General features: G+C 60.5%; 17 protein-coding genes and 1 pseudogene. 13 read left to right on the forward strand and 5 right to left on the reverse strand.

The window, feature by feature from the left end; translation table 11 throughout:
- Positions 1 to 5: 5 nt before the first annotated feature.
- The 11 genes and pseudogenes from GYB81_RS08275 (at position 6) to GYB81_RS08325 (ending at position 11,086) form a co-directional block, all read left to right on the forward strand.
- A complete protein-coding gene (locus tag GYB81_RS08275; RefSeq protein ID WP_161866711.1) occupies positions 6 to 860 on the forward strand; it encodes a class I SAM-dependent methyltransferase in 855 nt (284 codons plus the stop codon).
- Positions 857 to 2,014, forward strand: a complete 1,158-nt coding sequence (locus GYB81_RS08280) for an acyltransferase family protein (RefSeq protein ID WP_161866710.1) — start codon at positions 857 to 859, stop codon at positions 2,012 to 2,014. The genes GYB81_RS08275 and GYB81_RS08280 overlap by 4 nt, the downstream gene beginning before the upstream one ends.
- Positions 2,015 to 2,026: 12 nt before the next feature.
- A complete protein-coding gene (locus tag GYB81_RS08285) occupies positions 2,027 to 2,917 on the forward strand; it encodes an FkbM family methyltransferase (protein WP_161866709.1) in 891 nt (296 codons plus the stop codon).
- A gap of 33 nt (positions 2,918 to 2,950) precedes the next feature.
- On the forward strand, positions 2,951 to 3,859 hold the full coding sequence (locus GYB81_RS08290; RefSeq protein WP_161866708.1) for a GDP-mannose 4,6-dehydratase: 909 nt from the start codon (positions 2,951 to 2,953) through the stop codon (positions 3,857 to 3,859).
- Between the two features lie 4 nt (positions 3,860 to 3,863).
- A complete protein-coding gene (locus GYB81_RS08295; RefSeq protein WP_161866707.1) occupies positions 3,864 to 4,835 on the forward strand; it encodes a GDP-mannose 4,6-dehydratase in 972 nt (323 codons plus the stop codon).
- A 4-nt stretch (positions 4,836 to 4,839) separates the two neighbouring features.
- A complete protein-coding gene (locus GYB81_RS08300; RefSeq protein WP_161866761.1) occupies positions 4,840 to 5,409 on the forward strand; it encodes a cupin domain-containing protein in 570 nt (189 codons plus the stop codon).
- Positions 5,409 to 6,206 (forward strand): ABC transporter permease, encoded by a 798-nt coding sequence (locus tag GYB81_RS08305; protein WP_161866706.1) that lies wholly within the window; start codon positions 5,409 to 5,411, stop codon positions 6,204 to 6,206. Before GYB81_RS08300 ends, GYB81_RS08305 begins: the two co-directional genes overlap by 1 nt.
- On the forward strand, positions 6,206 to 7,456 hold the full coding sequence (locus GYB81_RS08310) for an ABC transporter ATP-binding protein (protein ID WP_161866705.1): 1,251 nt from the start codon (positions 6,206 to 6,208) through the stop codon (positions 7,454 to 7,456). Before GYB81_RS08305 ends, GYB81_RS08310 begins: the two co-directional genes overlap by 1 nt.
- An 11-nt stretch (positions 7,457 to 7,467) precedes the next feature.
- On the forward strand, positions 7,468 to 8,844 hold the full coding sequence (locus GYB81_RS08315) for a glycosyltransferase family 4 protein (RefSeq protein WP_161866704.1): 1,377 nt from the start codon (positions 7,468 to 7,470) through the stop codon (positions 8,842 to 8,844).
- Positions 8,828 to 9,961, forward strand: a pseudogene (locus tag GYB81_RS08320) (glycosyltransferase family 4 protein). Before GYB81_RS08315 ends, GYB81_RS08320 begins: the two are co-directional and overlap by 17 nt.
- Positions 9,962 to 11,086, forward strand: coding sequence for a glycosyltransferase family 4 protein (locus GYB81_RS08325; protein WP_161866703.1), 1,125 nt, complete (start codon positions 9,962 to 9,964; stop codon positions 11,084 to 11,086).
- Between the two features lie 134 nt (positions 11,087 to 11,220).
- On the opposite strand, the gene GYB81_RS08330 is transcribed toward GYB81_RS08325, so the two are convergent.
- The 5 genes from GYB81_RS08330 to GYB81_RS08350 all read right to left on the reverse strand — a co-directional run bounded on the left by GYB81_RS08330 (position 11,221) and on the right by GYB81_RS08350 (position 16,046).
- Positions 11,221 to 11,436, reverse strand: a complete 216-nt coding sequence (locus GYB81_RS08330; RefSeq protein ID WP_161866702.1) for a DUF1127 domain-containing protein — start codon at positions 11,434 to 11,436, stop codon at positions 11,221 to 11,223.
- 356 nt (positions 11,437 to 11,792) lie between these two features.
- The gene (locus tag GYB81_RS08335; protein WP_161866701.1) at positions 11,793 to 13,229 is read right to left on the reverse strand and encodes an NAD(P)(+) transhydrogenase (Re/Si-specific) subunit beta; all 1,437 of its coding nucleotides are present in this window, start codon (positions 13,227 to 13,229) and stop codon (positions 11,793 to 11,795) included.
- A 2-nt stretch (positions 13,230 to 13,231) separates the two neighbouring features.
- Positions 13,232 to 13,546, reverse strand: a complete 315-nt coding sequence (locus GYB81_RS08340) for an NAD(P) transhydrogenase subunit alpha part 2 (RefSeq protein ID WP_016490057.1) — start codon at positions 13,544 to 13,546, stop codon at positions 13,232 to 13,234.
- A gap of 11 nt (positions 13,547 to 13,557) precedes the next feature.
- Positions 13,558 to 14,679, reverse strand: a complete 1,122-nt coding sequence (locus GYB81_RS08345) for a Re/Si-specific NAD(P)(+) transhydrogenase subunit alpha (protein ID WP_161866700.1) — start codon at positions 14,677 to 14,679, stop codon at positions 13,558 to 13,560.
- Between the two features lie 470 nt (positions 14,680 to 15,149).
- Positions 15,150 to 16,046, reverse strand: a complete 897-nt coding sequence (locus GYB81_RS08350; protein WP_161866699.1) for a LysR family transcriptional regulator — start codon at positions 16,044 to 16,046, stop codon at positions 15,150 to 15,152.
- Between the two features lie 178 nt (positions 16,047 to 16,224).
- Here GYB81_RS08350 and GYB81_RS08355 point away from each other — a divergent pair, with 178 nt between their 5' ends.
- Positions 16,225 to 17,403 (forward strand): acyl-CoA dehydrogenase, encoded by a 1,179-nt coding sequence (locus tag GYB81_RS08355; protein ID WP_161866698.1) that lies wholly within the window; start codon positions 16,225 to 16,227, stop codon positions 17,401 to 17,403.
- 58 nt (positions 17,404 to 17,461) lie between these two features.
- On the forward strand, positions 17,462 to 18,685 hold the full coding sequence (locus tag GYB81_RS08360) for a CaiB/BaiF CoA transferase family protein (protein WP_161866697.1): 1,224 nt from the start codon (positions 17,462 to 17,464) through the stop codon (positions 18,683 to 18,685).
- Positions 18,686 to 18,993 lie beyond the last annotated feature (308 nt).

Below are 18,993 nucleotides of genomic sequence, written 5' to 3' on the forward strand. Positions count from 1 at the left end.
TCTCCATGCTGAATCGTTTGAAACGTCTCATTTCCCCCCTAAGCGAGCCAGAGCCTGCGGTTCCGTGCGAGACCGCCCTGCCGCCGGCTAGTGAGCCTGAAATCGATATCGGATTGATCGATATTCACCAGAGCGGCTGGTTGCAGAACGATACCGGCGAGCTGGTCCGCGGCTTTGCGATCACCGCCGAGGATGTCGTACTCGATATCGGCTGTGGCGAGGGGGGCTACGCGCTCTTCAGTGCCCGCCAGGGAGCCGAGATCATTCTTGCCGACGTCGCTGCCGACAAGCTCGAAACCGCCCGCGCGCGGCTGGAGAAAGAAGGCGCGCGCAGCGTTCGTACGCTGGTGACTGATGCCAACCCCATACCGTTGGCCGATGGCGTGATCAGCCGGGTGGTGGCCATGGAGGTGCTCGAGCATGTCGAGGATCCCGCCCAGTTCATGGCCGAACTGGTGCGCGTCGCCAGACCGGGCGCACTGTTTCTGCTGACGGTACCGGACGAGGTCATCGAAGGCGTACAGAAGCACATCGCGCCCCCGGTCTATTTCGAACGGCCCAACCATATTCGTATCTTCAAGCGCGGCGAGCTGGAGCGACTGACGCTGGAGGCGGGGCTGAGCGTGGAGAGCAGCATGCAGTACGGTTTCTATCACGCCGTGTGGTGGTCGCTGTACTGGGCCTGTGAGAATCAACCGCTCAGCCCACCCTGGCATCCGCTGCTGGAAAACTGGTCGCAGACCTGGTCGACGCTGCTGTCGCTGCCCGCCGGGCCTCGCATCAAGGCGGCATTGGATGCTGTTATGCCGAAAAGCCAAGTTGTAATTGCGCGCAAGCCCGAGGCAGCCGTTACCCGATGAGAACCCGTATCGGCGATATTGAAATCCTGCGTGGCGTCGCGGTGTTGATGGTGGTCTTCCACCACGCCGCCGACAACCTGTTTACTTGGAACACGCCCAGTATGGAGCTGTTCTACAGCTACTTCAGCGGCTGGGTCGGAGTGGATCTGTTCTTCGCTATCTCTGGCTTTGTGATCGCGCGTGATCTTGTACCGCAGCTTCTGGCGGTGCCGCGTGGCGAGGCGACTAGGCGCATGGTTCTGGCCTTTTGGGTGCGTCGAGCTTGGCGACTGCTGCCATCGGCATGGCTATGGCTGCTGGTGATGCTGATTGCCTCGCTAGCTTTTAATCAGACCGGCGCATTCGGTTCGTTCCGCACTAATCTGGAGGCAACAGTTGCCGGGGTATTGCAGGTGGCCAACTTCCGCTTGGCCGAGGCCTTTATGCAATGGCCCTATGGAGCGAGTTTCGTTTACTGGAGTCTTTCGCTGGAAGAGCAGTTTTACCTGTTGTTCCCTCTGCTGATTCTTTTGGTGCGCCGCTATCTGCTGCACGTCATGATCTTATTGGTGCTATTCCAGTTCTTCTTGGTGCGTACACCTACATTGATGTTCTTTCGTACCGATGCATTGGCGCTAGGAGTGCTTTTGGCGTTATGGACTCAGCATTCATCGTATTGGCTTTTCAAGCCAAATTTTCTTCGGCGGTATAAATGCGGACTGGTTGTGGTCTTGGTGGCGCTGCTCTGTCTTTGGGGACTGGGATCGGACCAGTTACGCAGCGTTAACATCAGAATCGGCATGATTGCACTGGTCTCTGCAGCGCTTGTCTGGGTGGCATCCTACGACAGGAGCTATATGGGTTTCCCCAAGCCGCTCTCGAGCCTACTGATTTGGCTGGGCGCACGATCCTATGCCATTTACCTGATTCATATACCGGCTTTTTACTTCACGCGGGAGCTCTGGTTTCGTACGAAGGCGGCGACGCAGGGTTTTAATGACGACTTCTTCTATCCCTTCGTAATTACGGCTTGTCTGCTAATCCTGGTGTTGAGTGAATTGAATTATCGCCTGCTGGAGGTTCCATTGCGCGACCATGGAAAGCGAGTCGCGCAAAGAATCAGGGGTGGGCGCGATAGCGTCGTGGATATGCCTGAACCAGTCAGGCCTCAATAAACAGTGGAATCCATGAATAATCAGGACCTCGTCTCCCCGCAATTCATTTCCTACGCCCAGAACTTCGAGGACGTTATGCTCTGGCGCGCCCTCAAGCTGTTCGGTCCGGGCCATTACGTCGACGTAGGGGCCAACCACCCCACTCTCGATTCGGTGACGCGCTCGCTCTATGAGCGGGGCTGGCGGGGCATCAATATCGAACCGGTCCAGCACTATTATCAGGCTCTGTGCGATGAGCGCCCGCAAGACACCAATCTGTGTGTGGCGGTAGGCGATAAGGAAGACGAGTTGGTCTTCTTCGAGTCGGCTGATACCGGTCTTTCGACCCTGAGCCATGAGATGGCGGAACTGCAACAGGCCGAAGGCATTCCTTTCCTGCGGCGTACGGTACAGACGAAACGGCTGGTGGACATCTGCGATCAATACCTGCCCGTCGCCGCGCCCTTTCATTTCCTCAAGATCGATGTCGAGGGTTTCGAGCGCAATGTGCTGCAAGGCATGGACTTTCAGCGCTGGCGGCCGTGGATCATTCTGATCGAGTCCGCTTTCGACAAGACGCCCGAATGGGAGGCGTTGATTCTGCAGGCTGGATATGAACCGGCGCTGCGCGATGGGATCAATCGTTATTACGTCGCTGCGGAACGCTGCGAACTGCTGGTTCCGCTGGCCTTGCCGCCAAACATTCTGGATGAGTTCCAGCTGTGCCGCGGTCATCGCCTGAGCCACCCGCTGACAGAGGTGGATCAAGCGCAGGATCAACTGATTTCCATGCGTCAGCGGGCAGAGGCGGCAGAGGCCCAGTTGGCGGCGATATACAGCAGCCGGCTGTGGTCCGTGGTCAGACTGTTAACCGCTGGCAGGGGCAGGCTGAAAACTTTGCTGCCGTCGCGTTTCAACGGCTGAGGCTGTGTGCTACCAAGCGGAACTGGAGGTTAGGTGAGAAAACTACTTGTTACAGGTTTGAGCGGCTTCGTTGGCAGTCATCTCAAGGCTCGTCTGCAGAAGCCCACGGTTGGCGTCTGGCAGCTCATTGAGGCGCAACCGCATGATTTAACCGATGCGTCGACGCTCGACGCGTGGCTGGCCGCCGATTGTCCCGATGCAGTCATACACCTGGCTGGCCAGACCTTCGTACCGGAGTCTTTCCGCGATCCTGCGCGAACTCTGCAAGTCAACCTGCTCGGTACCCTCAACCTGCTGCAGGCACTCAAGCGCAGAGGTTTCAGAGGCACCTTTCTTTACGTCAGCTCGGGCGATGTATATGGTCAGGTAGATCAGGCGCACATGCCCATCTCGGAAGCTCTGACTCCGCGCCCGCGCAATCCTTATGCCGTCAGCAAGGTTTCCGCCGAACTGCTTTGCCAGCAGTGGAGCTACGCCGAACCTTGGCGCATTATGGTGGCGCGCCCCTTCAACCATATAGGCGTGGGGCAGAGCGAGTCGTTCGTGATTTCCAGTATGGCTAGGCAGTTGGTACGGGTGTGCCATGGCTTGCAGCCACCGCGCCTGGAGGTGGGCGATATCGATGTAACACGAGACTTTCTCGACGTTCGCGATGTGATCGAGGCGTATCTCCTCCTGCTGGACAAGGGGACAAACGGCGGGGTTTACAACGTATGTTCCGGTCAGGAGCGCAAGGTGCGCGACATGATCGCGGAGATGGCCCGTTTGGCGGGGGTAGCGGTGGAACTGGTGCAGGACCCGGCTCGCATGCGGCGAGCCGAACAGCGTCGGGTGGTCGGTAGCTCCGATAAGTTGCGAAGAGAGACCGGGTGGAAACCCGGCGTACACATCACCGATACCCTGCAGAGCGTGCTTTCTGACTGGGCTGCGAGAGAATCATAATAATATGAATAAGAATGCCCTGATCACAGGTGTTACCGGCCAGGATGGCGCCTATCTTGGCAAGCTGCTGCTGGAAAAAGGCTATCGGGTCCATGGTCTGGTGGCCCGGCGCAGTACCGACACACGTTGGCGTCTGCGTGAGTTGGGTATCGAGAGTGAGATCAATTACCTAGACGGGGATCTGGCCGACGCCTGCTCCGTGCAGCGTGCACTGCTAAAGGCCGGTCCGGACGAAGTGTACAACCTCGGCGCGCAAAGTTTCGTCGGCTCGTCCTGGGACCAGCCGGTCACGACCGGCATCGTCGATGGTCTGGGCGTTACCCATATCCTTGAGGCCATTCGCCAGTTCAGCCCGCAGAGCCGTTTCTACCAAGCCTCCACCAGCGAGATGTTTGGCCTGATCCAGGCTGAGCGGCAGGATGAGAGTACGCCGTTCTATCCACGCAGTCCCTATGGCGTGGCCAAGCTTTATGGCCACTGGATCACCGTGAACTACCGCGAGAGCTTCGGCCTGCATGCTTCCAGCGGCATCCTGTTCAACCACGAGTCGCCGCTGCGCGGTATCGAGTTCGTCACCCGCAAGGTCACCGACGGGGTGGCGCGGATCAAGCTCGGCAAGCAGCGCGAGTTACGTCTGGGCAACATCGACGCCAAGCGCGACTGGGGCTTTGCCGGGGATTATGTCGAAGCCATGTGGCTGATGCTGCAGCAGGAGCAGGCCGATGACTATGTAGTGGCCACCGGAGTTACCACCACGGTGCGGGAAATGTGCCGCATCGCCTTCGAGTATGTCGAGCTGAACTACGAGGATCATGTGGTGATCGATCCGGCATTTTTCCGTCCGGCCGAGGTGGAGGTCCTGCTCGGCAATCCGGGCAAGGCCGAGCGGACGCTCGGCTGGACGCCGAAGACCAGCCTGGAAAGCCTGATCCGCATGATGGTGGATGCCGATCTCGCTCGCGTAGCCAAGGAGTAGGCCGATATTGTTTCCCGTGATTCTCTCCGGCGGCGCCGGTACCCGTTTATGGTCGGTTTCCCGCGAAGGCCATCCCAAGCCATTCATGGCCCTGCCGGACGGCGAGTCGCTGCTGCTCAAGACCTATCGCCGGGCGGATGCCTTGCTGATCGCCCACGCCGAGCGTGCGCAGGACGTGCGCCAGGTGGTCAAGCAGTTGAAGGCGAGCGAGCATGACGCTTATCGCCTGCACCGCACGGTGAGCCGTCCCTGGGGCACCTACACGGTGCTCGAGGAGGGCCCACGCTTCAAGATCAAGCGCATCGTGGTCAAGCCGGGCGCGGCGCTGTCGCTGCAGATGCATCACCACCGCAGCGAGCACTGGGTGGTGGTGCAAGGTATGGTGCGAGTGGTCAATGGTGGCGAGCCGCGGCTGGTCAGCGCCAACGAATCGACCTTCATCCCCGCTGGACACAAGCACCGCCTTGAGAACCCAGGGGTAATCGATCTGGTTATGATCGAAGTGCAGAGCGGCGAGTACCTGGGGGAGGACGATATCGTCCGCTTCGAGGATCAGTACGGCAGGATCAAGTGATGGCCTTGAGTATGGCGCGCGCGGTATGGAACTACCGCGGTTTTATCGTGGGCAGCGTCAAGCGCGAGTTTCAGACGCGCTATCGCAACTCCCTGCTGGGGGCGGTGTGGACGGTGCTCAACCCGCTGTCGATGATCATTGTCTACACGGTGATCTTCTCGCAGGTTATGCAAGCGCGCCTGCCCGGAGTCGAACACAGCCTGGCGTACGGCATTTATCTGTGTGCGGGCATTATTGCCTGGGGCTTCTTCGCCGAGGTCATCGGGCGCAGCCAGTCGGTGTTCCTCGAACACGCCAACCTGATTAAGAAACTGAGCTTTCCGCGCATCTGTCTGCCGTTGATCGTGGTGCTCAACGCCTCGGTGAACTTCGCCATCATCTTCGCCCTGTTCCTCGGCTTCCTGCTGCTGACCCAGACCTTTCCCGGGTTCGTATTGCTGGCGGTGCTGCCGGTGCTGCTGGTGCAATTGGCCTTCTCCGTCGGCCTCGGCATCATCCTCGGGGTGCTCAACGTGTTCTTCCGCGATGTCGGTCAGTTCACCGGCATCTTTCTGCAGTTCTGGTTCTGGTTCACGCCGATCGTCTATCCGGCCTCGATTCTGCCGGAAGCCGTTCGCCCGGTGCTCGAGCTGAACCCGATGATGCCGGTGATCACCGCCTATCAGGGCATCTTTGTCTACGGGCGCTGGCCGGACTGGGGGTCGCTGCTGCCGATCGCGCTGGTCTCGGTGGTGCTCTGTGCCTTGGCCCTACAACTGTTCCGCAAGCGCTCCGGTGAAATGGTGGATGAACTCTGATGGGAAGCATTCAAGTCAGTGGCCTGGGCAAGGCCTATAAACAATACCCGTCGCGCTGGTCGCGTCTGGCGGAGTGGCTGATCCCCTTCGGCAGGGATCGTCACCAGTTGAAGTGGGTGCTGCAGGACATTTCGTTTCACGTGCAGCCGGGGGAGGCGCTGGGCATCATCGGCGTCAATGGCGCTGGCAAGAGCACGCTGCTGAAGATGATCACCGGCACCACTCAGCCCAACGCCGGCAGCATTCATATCGATGGTCGTGTCGCCGCTCTGCTGGAGTTGGGGATGGGCTTTCACCCGGATTTCACTGGCCGGCAGAACGTGTTCATGGCCGGACAACTGCTCGGTCTGAGCATGGAGGAGCTGCAGCGGCTGATGCCCGAGATCGAGGCGTTCGCCGAGATTGGCGAGTACATCGACCATCCGGTGCGCACCTACTCGAGCGGCATGCAGATGCGCCTGGCGTTCAGCGTCGCCACCGCCCGGCGGCCCGACGTGCTGATCGTTGACGAAGCGCTCTCGGTGGGCGATGCCTACTTCCAGCACAAGAGCTTCGACCGCATCCGCGAGTTCCGTAAGGCAGGCACCACCCTGCTGATCGTGTCCCACGACCGCCAGGCGATCCAGTCGCTGTGCGATCGCGCCATCCTGCTGGTCAATGGACGACTGGCGCTGGAAGGGGCGCCGGAAGAGGTGATGGACTTCTACAGCGCGATGTTGGCCGAGAAGGAGCAGCAGACCGTGCGCCAGGAGCGCCTGGAGGGCGGCCAGATCCGCACCATCTCCGGCACCGGCGAGGCGGGCTTCGCCGACATCGCTCTGTTCAACGAGCAGGGACAGCGCATCGAGGTGCTCTCCGTCGGCAGCACAGTCACCTTGCGTGTGCTGGTGGATATCAAGGCGGATATCCCACGGCTGGTGCTGGGCTTCATGATCAAGGACCGCATGGGCCAGCCCATCTACGGCATCAATACCCACCGTCTGCAGCGCGCGCTGGAGAACCTCGCCGCGGGCGAGCGGGTGACCTACGACTTCCGGTTCCCGGTGCGCCTCGGCAAGGGCAATTACTCCATCGCCCTGTCGCTGTCGCGTTTCGACTCGCATCTGGACAAGAACTACGAGTGGCGCGATTACGCCCTGGTCTTCCATGTCATCAACGTGCAGCAGCCGGATTTCGTCGGCTGCGCCTGGCTCGATTCGCAGGTCGCTATCGAGCGCAGTGGCTCGTTGGCCGCCGAAGCCTGTAATTGAGGAGCGCTGGCATGCGTTTGTTGGTCGAGTGCACCTATGTCTACGAACATCCCCAGGACAATTCGGGGATCCAGCGCGTGGTGCGCAACATCATCGGCCATCTCGCCGGTGTGCAGGCTGGCGTCGAGTGCGTACCGGTGATGATGACCGGCGGGCGGCTGTATCGGGTGCTGAGCCTCGAACCGCTGCCGGTCGACCGCGCTAAGAGCCGGCGGCAGGCGCTGATCATGCGCCTGGATCACGCGCGCAATCGTTACTGGTGGCTGCATTCGCGCCTCGAGCGGTTGCCGCCGTTCCGCGACTCGGCGCTGGCCAGACGTCTGTTGTACTGGCCGTGCAAGCTGCTGAGCTTGGGCGTTACCCTGCCGTTGCGCAGCCTGCTCTGGCTCAACCGCAACGCCCAGCCCGCGCCGCAACGGGCCGTGGAATTGCAGGTGGAGGAGGGCGATCAGCTGCTACTGCTCGATTCCTCCTGGCACGCCGATTTCTTCGAGCTGGCCGAGCGCCTCAAGAATCAGGGCGTGGGCATCGTTTCGGTGATCTACGACCTGATCCCGCTGACCCATCCGCAGTTCTGCGATGCTGGCTTGGTCAAGGTCTTCGACCGCTGGTTCGACTGGGTGTCGAGAACCGCCGATGGCTTCATGGCCATCTCGCAGACCGTGAGTGACCAGGTGGCTGCCGAGCTGCAGGTTCGGCTGGGTGCTGCCGAGGCGGCGCGGCGTTGGCACGGCTACTTCCATCTGGGCTCGGAGCTCGACTTGAATCGCCCGGTCGCCGAGCTGCATAAGGGCGTCCGGCGGATGTTCGAGCAGCAGGCGCCGGTCTACCTGATGGTCAGCACCGTGGAGCCGCGCAAGAACCACGTCTATCTGCTCGATGCCTTCGAGCGCCTGTGGGCGGGCGGAGTCAACGTACGCCTGTGCATCATCGGCAAGATCGGTTGGAAGTGCGAAGCGCTGGTCGAGCGGATCAGGCGCCACCCGCAGCTCGGCAAGCGCTTGTTTATGTTTAACGATGTCAACGACAAGAGTCTCGAGTTCGCCTACTCCAACGCGCGCGCGCTGGTCTTCCCCTCGCATGCCGAAGGCTTTGGCCTGCCGCTGGTTGAGGCCATGCAGCGTGGTCTGCCGGTGATGGCCAGCGATATTCCTGTATTCCGCGAAGTGGGCCAGGATTTCATGGCCTACTTCGACCTGCACGATCCGGGTAGCCTGGTCGAGCGGGTCAAGGCGTTCGAGCTGTCCGGCCAGTTCCCGGCGGCCCGCGCGGTTGAACACTGGCAATGGATCGACTGGGCGGCGGCGGCAGGGCAACTGGTGACGCGAACTCTGCACGGTATTCGCAGCACTTCGCGCAAGGCAGTGGTCGATGCGGATTGCCCTTAACGCTCGCATCCTGCAGGCGCCTCGCACCGGCATCGGCCAGTACCTGATCGAGCTGATCGCGGCGCTCGACGACGATCCTTCGCTGGAGCTGGAGTTCTTTCATGGCTGGGGTTGGAGCCGGCAACTTCCGCCAGCGGCGTTGCCGGGCTACGGCCGCTGGGTCGCCTGGGCCAAGCAGGTGCCGGGTGCCTATCGTATTCGGCGCCTGCTCGAGCAGCGTCGTTTCGACCGGGGATTGCGGCACACGGTAGTAGACCTTTACCACGAGCCCAGTCTGTGGCCGCTGGAATTCCCCGGCCCGATGCTGATGACCCTGCATGACCTGACCCATGTCCACTATCCGCAGACGCAGCCGGCAGATCGCCTGGCCGAAATCGCCAGGTGCGTTGAGCCCGCGCTGGAACGGGCGCGGGTCATCCTCACCGACTCGCAGTTCGTTGCCGACGAGTTGCAGCGGCATTACAGCGTGGCGCGCGAGCGCCTCAAGGTGGCCCCTCTGGGTTATGCCCAGCGCTTTCATCCGCGACCGCTGGCCGATCTAGGCCGGGTAACGGCGCCGCTGGGCGTAACGCCGGGCTCTTACCTGCTCTGCGTCGGCACCCTCGAACCACGTAAGAACCTGGCGCTGGCGCTGCGCGCCTATGCGCTACTGCCCGAGGCGGTGCGCCAGCGCTACCCGCTGCTTATCGCCGGCATGGCTGGCTGGCGTCGAGACGACTTTGCCGCCGACCTGCAGGCGGCCCTGGCCAGCGGGCAGGTGCGCCTGCTCGGCTAGCTGGACGATGAGCGCTTGGCCGAGTTGCTGGCGGGAGCGCGCATGCTGTTGTTCCCCTCGGTCTATGAGGGGTTCGGTTTGCCCGTTCTGGAGGCTATGGCCAGTGGTGTGCCGGTGCTGCTGTCGCCAAGCTCGGCACTGCCGGAGGTGGCGGGGAGGGCTGGAACTTATGTCGAGGCCGGCGACCCCGAAGGCTGGTGCCGCGCCATCCTTCGCCTAATCGAGGATCAGGCCGAATGGCAGGCGCGTCGGGTGGCGGGCCTAGAGCAAGCGCAGGGCTTCTCCTGGAAGCGTTGTGCTGGTATTACCGCTGCCGCCTACCGGCAGGCGTTGGAGCACTGAATGCGCGTTCTGCACTTGTTCAAGACCTACCTGCCGGAAACTTTTGGCGGCATCGAGCAGGTTATCTTTCAGATATGTCAGAGCGGCATTGCTCATGGCGGTCAGGGTGAGGTGCTCACCCTGACCGCCGAAGGCGGACCCGCGGAATTGATGGTGGCAGAGCATCGCGTACATCGCGCCAAGCTAGACCTTCAGTTGGCCTCGACTGGCTTCTCGTACAGCGTGCTTGCTCGACTGAAAACCCTGGCGGCTGAGGTAGATCTGATCAACTACCATTTCCCCTGGCCGTTCATGGACCTCCTGCATTTCGCCGCACGTATCGATAAACCGACTGTGGTGACCTACCACTCCGATATCATTCGCCAAAAACACCTACTCAGGCTCTATCGGCCACTGATGAACTGCTTCCTCAACAGCGCTGACCGGATTGTCACGGCTTCGCCAAACTATCTGGAAACCAGCGATGTACTGGCGCGTTACAGACACAAGACCTCAATCATTCCGTACGGTCTGGACGAAACTACCTATCCAGTCCCTGGGCGGCACGTTCTGGATACTTGGCGGCAGCGTTTCGGCCCTCGCTTCTTTTTATTTGTCGGCGTAATGCGCTACTACAAGGGGCTGCATATTTTGTTGCATGCCGCTCAGGGGACGAATTATCCAATCGTGATTGTCGGGGCCGGGCCGCTGGAGAGAGAGCTGCGTGCGCAGGCCCAGGCGTTGGAATTGGCGCACGTGCATTTTGCCGGGCGGCTCGGTGATGAGGACAAGGTGGCGCTTCTACAATTGTGTAGCGCGATCGTGTTCCCCTCGCATCTGCGCTCCGAAGCTTTTGGCATATCTCTACTGGAAGGCGCTATGTACGGTAAACCTATGATATCCAGTGAGATAGGAACCGGTACCAGTTATATCAATATTCACGGTGAAACGGGATTGGTAGTTCCGCCTGGCAATCCGCTGGCGTTTCGTCAGGCAATGCGCACCCTGTGGGATAACCCCGAGCGATCTCTGCAGATGGGACTCAAAGCCAGGCAGCGCCATGAGCAGCTCTTCACCGCGCAGCGTATGGGGCAGCAGACGGCGCGGCTGTATCGAGAATTGTACGAGAGTAAGTCGCAGTGCTGAGCGGGAAACGTAACTCGCGCGGCATCAAGCTGTAATTCTTGAATTGCCGAAGCTGAATAAAACGAAAGCCCCACCGCAGCAGAGACGGTGGAGCTCTCAGAAGATCCCAATTAGGGATGGAGCAAAGCGGGATATCAGCGCCAGAACGGCTTTTGCAGTTCGACGTAACGCTGATTCTCGGTGATGCCGGCGTCAGCCAGCAGGCGGGCATCCAGTCGAGCCAATTGACGACGGCTGACGATGCGGCGCTGCCACAGGCTGAGGGTGGCGATCACGCGGAGCGGCCAGGACGATTTATCACTGGCAACGCTGTGAGTTTGAAGCAGGGCGGAACTGAGGGTACGTTCCATGGTGGTCATCCTTCCGCTTGTGGCGGGCTGGTGTTTGCTTTCGATGAGCAAATTATCCCGAGCGCAGGTCGGACTCAGTAGTCACAGTTAAATGAAATTGTTGTGCTATTAGATAGGTTGCTTTGTAACTGTTCGGTCAGGAATCGATATAACTGTACTGGCCATAAGTGAAAAAACTGGGTGCAACCGATATACGCAAGATTTTTCACTAGGTGCAACCTGAAAGCGTCGGGCTTTATACAGGTACAGTTTTAAATTGATCTGTTGCGGTGGTTGACCTGAAATCAATTTTTTACGCGGGTGCTGAAAATGAGAAACCCGGCACATGGCCGGGTTTCCTGTCTGACTGATCAGCCTTACTCCACAGCCTTGACCATGTCCTCGATGACCTTCTTGGCGTCGCCGAAGACCATCATGGTCTTGTCCATGTAGAAAAGTTCGTTGTCCAGGCCGGCGTAACCGGAAGCCATTGAGCGTTTATTGACGATCACGGTCTTGGCCTTGTAGGCCTCGAGGATCGGCATGCCGGCAATCGGCGACTTCGGATCGTTCTTCGCCGCCGGGTTGACCACGTCGTTGGCGCCGAGCACCAGCACCACGTCGGTCTGGCCGAACTCGGAGTTGATGTCCTCCATCTCGAACACCTGCTCGTAGGGGACTTCGGCCTCGGCCAGCAGCACGTTCATATGGCCCGGCATACGGCCGGCTACCGGGTGGATCGCGTACTTCACGGTCACGCCGCGGTGGGTCAGCTTCTCTGCCAGCTCCATCAGTGCGTGCTGCGCGCGGGCCACCGCCAGGCCGTAACCAGGCACGATGACGACGGTGTCGGCGTTGGTCAGCAGGAAGGCGGCGTCATCGCTTGATCCCGACTTCACGCTGCGCTGCTCCTGGCTGCCGCCAGCGGCGCCGGCATCCGCGTCGGCGCCGAAACCACCGAGGATGACGTTGAAGAACGAGCGGTTCATCGCCTTGCACATGATGTACGACAGGATCGCGCCCGAAGAGCCCACCAGCGAGCCGGCGACGATCAGCATCGAGTTGTTCAGCGAGAAGCCGATACCGGCCGCGGCCCAACCCGAGTAGCTGTTGAGCATCGACACCACCACCGGCATGTCAGCGCCGCCGATCGGGATGATGATCAGCACGCCGATGACGAAGGCCAGTGCCACCAGGATGGCGAACGAGTTGATGTCGCCGGTGAAGGTGTACACCAGGCCCAGGCCGACAATCGCCAGGCCAACGGCCAGGTTGAGCAGGTGCTGGCCCTTGAACACCACCGGGGCGCCCTGGAACAGGCGGAACTTGTACTTGCCCGACAGCTTGCCGAAGGCGATCACCGAACCGGAGAAGGTGATGGCGCCGATGGCCGCGCCGAGGAACAGCTCCAGGCGGTTACCGGCCGGGATCGGGTCGGCCATGCTGGCGACGATGCCCAGCGACTGCGGCTCGACGACGGCGGCGATGGCGATGAACACGGCTGCCAGGCCGATCATGCTGTGCATGAAGGCGACCAGCTCCGGCATCTTGGTCATTTCCACGCGCTTGGCCATGATGGTGCCGATGCTGCCACCGACCAGCAGGCCGACGATGACGAAGCCCAGACCTTGTACGGCCAGCTCGCTGCCCAGCTTGTGGATCAGGCCGATAGTGGTGAGCACGGCGATGGCCATACCGACCATGCCGAACAGGTTGCCGCGACGCGAAGTGGTCGGGTGCGACAGGCCCTTGAGCGCCTGGATGAAGCACACCGAGGCGACGAGGTAGAGAACAGTGATCAGGTTCATGCTCATGGTCAGTGCTTCTCCGCCTGCGCTTTCGGCGCCTTCTTCTTGAACATTTCCAGCATGCGTCGGGTGACCAGGAAGCCACCGAACACGTTGACCGCGGCCAGGGCCACGGCCAGGGTGCCCATGGCCTTGCCCAGCGGGGTGACGGTGAGCGCGGCGGCCAGCATGGCGCCGACGATCACGATGGCGGAAATGGCGTTGGTTACGGCCATCAGCGGGGTGTGCAGGGCCGGGGTGACGTTCCAGACCACGTGGTAGCCGACATAGATGGCCAGCACGAAGATGATCAGGTTGTAGATACCGTCGGAAATAAGATCCATGTCTCTACTCCTTAGCCGTTCTTGCGCACGATTTCGCCGACGTTGCACATCAGGCAGGCCGCGACGATGTCGTCTTCGAGGTTGAGCTGGAACTGGCCTTCCTTGTCGATCACGAGTTTGAGGAAGTCCAGCAGGTTGCGTGCATACAGCGCGGAGGCATCCGCCGGCACCAGCGCGGCCAGGTTGGTATGGCCGACGAGGGTTACGCCGTGCTTGACCACCACCTTGTCGGCTTCGGTCAGTGGGCAGTTGCCGCCTTGGGCTGCGGCCAGGTCGATGACCACCGAGCCCGGCTTCATTTCCTGCACGGTGGCTTCGTGCAGCAGCGTTGGCGCCTTGCGGCCCGGGATCAGCGCAGTGGTGATGACGATATCGGCCTGCTTGGCGCGCTCGTGCACGGCCTTGGCCTGGCGCTCCATCCAGGATTGCGGCATGGGACGGGCATAGCCGCCGACGCCTTGCGCGCACTCGCGCTCTTCATCGGTCTCGAAAGGCACGTCGACGAACTTGGCCCCGAGCGACTCGATCTGCTCCTTGACTGCAGGACGCACATCGGAGGCTTCGATTACCGCACCCAGACGCTTGGCCGTGGCGATGGCCTGCAGACCGGCGACGCCAGCGCCGAGAATCAGCACGCGGGCGGCCTTAACGGTACCGGCAGCGGTCATCAGCATCGGCATGAAACGCGGGTAATGATTGGCTGCGAGCATCACCGCCTTGTAGCCGGCGATGTTCGCCTGCGAGCTCAGCACATCCAGGCTCTGCGCGCGGGAGGTACGCGGTGCGGCTTCCAGAGCGAAAGCGATGATGCCGCGGGCATTCATGCGCGCAATGGTGTCGTTGCAGAACGGGTTGAGCATGCCAACCAACACGGCCCCGGCTTTCATGTGAGCGAGCTCGGCTTCGGTTGGTGCGACCACCTTCAGCACGAGATCGGCACCGAAAGCGGTCGACTCGTTACCAATGGTCGCGCCGGCAGTCTCGTAAGCACTGTCCGGAATGCTGGCGCTGATGCCTGCACCTGCTTGCACGGTCACCTTATGACCTTGGCTGACCAGCTTCTTGATGGTCTCAGGGGTCGCGGCAACCCGCGTCTCCCCGGCATGGGTTTCGAGAGGAACACCGATGTGCACTTCTAATCTCCTGCGTGATCTTTTTTGTGAACCGGTGCACTGCGCTGGCGCGCCGGCGATTGGGGATCAGCACAAAACCTGCCCGAACGTAGTGGGCGCCGCGATTGTGCAATCGAACGCGGACCCTTACAAGAAGTTATGGAGTAAAAAAAATGGATTACTACAAGTAATGGGTCTATGAGGGATTTTTATACTGCGCGCAGGCCGCGTCGTTTCTGAGGAAAGGCAGGGTTTATGAGACGTTCAGCGGCCTTTCATCATTCATTTAGCGAATGACCGCTGGTCGCATCGACTACTGTGTGAAAAGTGGCGAACATAAGCGTTCGAAATAGTGGAATAGCCCGAAAGTATTGGTCTTGACGCAGATAGACTGGAAGATGGCGTTGTAGTGTGACTGTTTTTGCGCTACCCGTATTGGTTTTGGCTGAAGCTGATAATCAAGTGCTCGGTCTCACGACAGCGGGCTCGCTTCAATCCTGTCGATAGGCCGCAGCTTGCAGCAACAGCCAATCGCGAAAGGCCTTCAGCGCCGAGGATTCGGCTTTACGCTCCGGCACCATCAAATAGTAGGCGCGGTCGTTATTGGGAACGGCGCGATCGAGGGCGACCACCAGGCTGCCTTCTTTCAACTCTCGCTGAATCAGAAAGGGCGGGATCAGCGCGACGCCCATCTCCTGTTGCGCTGCCTGTGCCAGCATGGAGAACAGCTCCAGGCGTGGGCCGGCCATATCACGGGCGACGCTCAAGCCCTGAGCCGCGAACCATTGGCGCCAGGCGTAGGGGCGAGTGGTCTGCTGCAGTAAGGGGAGTGTCGCGATGCGTTCTGCATCGACCGCGGCGTCGCCTAGCAGTGTCGGGCTGCAAACCGGCAGCAAGTGTTCATGCATGAGGAAGTGCGCTTCGGTGCCCGACCACTCGGCATCGCCGTAGTAGATGGCCGCATCGAAGTGGGTATCGGCGAACAGGAAGGGGCGTGTGCGGTTGGTCAGGTGCACTGTCACTTCAGGATATAGCTGCTGGAAGGTTCGCAAGCGCGGCAGCAGCCACTGCGTGCCGAAGGTGGGCACCACCGCCAGTTCGATACTGCTGGTGCCCTGATTGCCCATCAGCGCCAGGGTGTCCCGCTCCACGGCATCGAGTTGCGCGGCCACCTTGCGGCTGTAGGCGACGCCGGCCTCTGTCAGCACAACACCGCGACGAGAACGGCGGAATAGTTCGACATTGAGAAAGCTCTCCAGCCCGCCGATCTGCCGGCAGATCGCGCTTTGCGTCAGGCTCAGTTCATCCGCTGCCTTGGTGAAGCTCTGGTGGCGAGCGGCCGACTCGAAGGCGACCAGGGCGGCAGTGCTGGGGATCTTGCGGCGCATTTATGCGTAAGCCTCACTCATATGCCATCTATAAACCCATTTAAGCTATCTCGAAGTGAGCCAAATGCACAGGTCTGTGCGAAATCTGCGTTTGTCCTGAGTGCAAAGCCGGCCTAGGATCGGTCCATTCAGGGTCGACAGTGTCGACCGTTCACTTCACCGCTTCGAGGTTTCCGCGATGGCCAAGGCAAGCTTCAACTGGATCGACCCGCTGCTGCTCGACCAGCAACTGACCGAAGAAGAGCGCATGGTGCGCGATAGCGCCCAGCAGTTCGCCGATGACAAGTTGGCGCCGCGGGTGCTGGAGGCCTTTCGTCACGAGCAGACCGATCCGAAGATCTTCCGCGAGATGGGCGAAACCGGCCTGCTGGGGGCGACCATCCCCGAAGCCCACGGTGGCAGTGGCCTAAACTATGTGTGCTACGGCCTGATCGCCCGTGAGGTGGAGCGCATCGATTCCGGTTACCGCTCGATGATGAGCGTGCAGTCCTCGCTGGTGATGGTGCCGATCAACGAGTTCGGCAATGAAGCGACCAAGCAGAAGTATCTGCCCAAGCTGGCCAGCGGCGAATATATAGGCTGCTTCGGCCTGACCGAGCCGAATCATGGTTCCGATCCGGGTTCCATGGTCACCCGCGCCAAGAAGGTCGAAGGCGGCTACCGCCTGACTGGCAGCAAGATGTGGATCACCAACAGCCCGATTGCGGATGTCTTCGTGGTCTGGGCCAAGGACGATGCCGGCGAGATTCGCGGCTTCGTTCTGGAGAAGGGCTGGCAAGGTCTTTCCGCTCCGGCGATTCACGGCAAGGTCGGTCTGCGCGCCTCGATCACCGGCGAGATCGTCATGGACAACGTGTTCTGCCCCGAAGAGAACGCATTCCCGGACGTACGAGGCCTGCGCGGCCCGTTCACCTGCCTGAACTCGGCCCGTTACGGCATCAGCTGGGGCGCGCTGGGCGCCGCCGAGTTCTGCTGGCATACCGCGCGCCAGTATGTGCTCGATCGTCAACAGTTCGGCCGGCCGCTGGCGGCCAATCAATTGATCCAGAAGAAACTCGCGGACATGCAGACCGAGATCACTCTGGCCCTGCAAGGCTGCCTGCGGCTCGGCCGCATGAAGGACGAAGGCACCGCCGCGGTGGAAATCACCTCGATCATGAAGCGCAACAGTTGCGGCAAGGCGCTGGACATCGCGCGTATGGCGCGCGACATGCTCGGGGGTAACGGCATCAGTGACGAGTTCGGTATCGCCCGGCATCTGGTCAATCTCGAGGTGGTCAATACCTACGAGGGTACGCACGACGTGCATGCGCTGATTCTCGGGCGTGCGCAGACCGGCATTCAGGCGTTCTTTTAAGCAGTTACCTCTCTCAAATGATCCAGGGTGTGCCTGACGCGCCCTGCGGAGAACCTCCATGTCTGGCGCCCTTTCCCATATCCGTGTGCTCGATCTATCCCGCGTACTCGCCGGTCCCTGGTGTGGCCAGATCCTCGGTGATCTCGGAGCCGAGGTGATCAAGGTAGAGCGACCGGGAAGCGGGGACGACACCCGGCATTGGGGGCCGCCCTATATAAAGGACGCCGAAGGAAATGATTCGCGTGAGGCGGCTTACTTCCAGAGTGCCAATCGCAACAAGCAATCCCTGACCCTGGACTTCACCCAGCCCGAAGGGCAGCGCCTGGTTCGCGAGCTGGTCACGCAATGCGATGTACTGCTGGAGAACTTCAAGGTCGGGGGCCTGGCGGCCTATGGCCTGGATTATGAATCGCTGAAAGCGATCAACCCACGGCTGGTCTACTGCTCCATCACCGGATTCGGCCAGACCGGCCCCTATGCCAAGCGCGCCGGCTACGATTTCATGATCCAGGGACTGGGTGGCCTGATGAGCCTGACCGGGCGTCCGGAAGGCGAGGAGGGGGCGGGGCCGATGAAGGTCGGCGTGGCGCTCACCGATATCCTTACCGGGCTCTATGCCACCGTGGGCGTGCTGGCTGCGCTGAATCAGCGTGAGCAGTCCGGTATCGGTCAGCACATAGATGTGGCATTGCTCGACGTACAGGTGGCCTGCCTGGCCAATCAGGCCATGAACTACCTGGCAACTGGTGTATCGCCCCGGCGTCTGGGTAACGCTCATCCCAACATCGTTCCTTATCAGGACTTCCCCAGTGCCGATGGCAACTTCATCCTGGCTGTGGGTAACGACGGGCAGTTCCGTAAATTCTGTGAGGTCGCGGGTATCGCGCAGCTTGCCGACGATCCCCGCTTCGCCAGCAACAAGGCGCGGGTGGCGCATCGTGCCGAGCTGATTCCACTGCTGCGCCAGGCCACTGTCTTCAAGACTACGGCGCAATGGATCGAATTGCTGGAAAAGGCTGGTGTGCCGTGCGGGCCTATCAATGACCTGCAGCAGGTGTTCGCCGATCCGCAGGTGCAGGCGCGTGGTCTGCGTCTCGACCTGCCCAATGCATTGGGTAGCAGTACACCGCAGGTTGCCAGTCCGCTACGGCTATCTGAAACGCCGGTGGCTTATCGTTCTGCGCCGCCGTTGCTTGGGCAGCATACTGATGCCTTGCTGCGTAACTTGCTGGGTATGAGCGAAGCACAGGTAGCCCAATTGCGTGAGACGGGCGTGATCTGAGCCTTTCGGTTTGCTCTGTATATAGAGGGCGAAAGTCTTCGATCCTTTTTCTGCAATTATTTCCATGTCAGGGGTTTACAGCTCGCTGTGCTCATGTAGAATGCGCGCCTCGCTGAGACGAACCAGGTTCGACGAAGCGCTAAGTTGTTGAGATAGAAAGAAAATTTCTTCGAAAACAACTTGACGGAGTAACGAGGTGCTGTAGAATGCGCGCCTCACCGAAGCGGAAGAAATGAAGCTGAGGTTGCTCTAAGCGGTTGAGTAGAAAAGAGTTTCTTCGGAAATAAATTCGAAAAACAGCTTGACAG

The sequence above is a fragment of the Pseudomonas yangonensis genome (genome assembly GCF_009932725.1).
Lineage (GTDB): Bacteria > Pseudomonadota > Gammaproteobacteria > Pseudomonadales > Pseudomonadaceae > Aquipseudomonas > Aquipseudomonas yangonensis.

What these genes read in the sequence shown, in the direction of transcription:
- GYB81_RS08315 (WP_161866704.1), top strand. Translation starts at nt 7,468, where the DNA reads ATGCGTTTGTTGGTCGAGTGCACCTATGTCTACGAACATCCCCAGGAC.
- GYB81_RS08330 (WP_161866702.1), bottom strand. Translation starts at nt 11,436, where the DNA reads ATGGAACGTACCCTCAGTTCCGCCCTGCTTCAAACTCACAGCGTTGCC.
- GYB81_RS08325 (WP_161866703.1), top strand. Translation starts at nt 9,962, where the DNA reads ATGCGCGTTCTGCACTTGTTCAAGACCTACCTGCCGGAAACTTTTGGC.
- GYB81_RS08355 (WP_161866698.1), top strand. Translation starts at nt 16,225, where the DNA reads ATGGCCAAGGCAAGCTTCAACTGGATCGACCCGCTGCTGCTCGACCAG.
- GYB81_RS08360 (WP_161866697.1), top strand. Translation starts at nt 17,462, where the DNA reads ATGTCTGGCGCCCTTTCCCATATCCGTGTGCTCGATCTATCCCGCGTA.
- GYB81_RS08350 (WP_161866699.1), bottom strand. Translation starts at nt 16,046, where the DNA reads ATGCGCCGCAAGATCCCCAGCACTGCCGCCCTGGTCGCCTTCGAGTCG.
- GYB81_RS08305 (WP_161866706.1), top strand. Translation starts at nt 5,409, where the DNA reads ATGGCCTTGAGTATGGCGCGCGCGGTATGGAACTACCGCGGTTTTATC.
- GYB81_RS08275 (WP_161866711.1), top strand. Translation starts at nt 6, where the DNA reads ATGCTGAATCGTTTGAAACGTCTCATTTCCCCCCTAAGCGAGCCAGAG.
- GYB81_RS08280 (WP_161866710.1), top strand. Translation starts at nt 857, where the DNA reads ATGAGAACCCGTATCGGCGATATTGAAATCCTGCGTGGCGTCGCGGTG.
- GYB81_RS08310 (WP_161866705.1), top strand. Translation starts at nt 6,206, where the DNA reads ATGGGAAGCATTCAAGTCAGTGGCCTGGGCAAGGCCTATAAACAATAC.
- GYB81_RS08285 (WP_161866709.1), top strand. Translation starts at nt 2,027, where the DNA reads ATGAATAATCAGGACCTCGTCTCCCCGCAATTCATTTCCTACGCCCAG.
- GYB81_RS08340 (WP_016490057.1), bottom strand. Translation starts at nt 13,546, where the DNA reads ATGGATCTTATTTCCGACGGTATCTACAACCTGATCATCTTCGTGCTG.
- GYB81_RS08335 (WP_161866701.1), bottom strand. Translation starts at nt 13,229, where the DNA reads ATGAGCATGAACCTGATCACTGTTCTCTACCTCGTCGCCTCGGTGTGC.
- GYB81_RS08295 (WP_161866707.1), top strand. Translation starts at nt 3,864, where the DNA reads ATGAATAAGAATGCCCTGATCACAGGTGTTACCGGCCAGGATGGCGCC.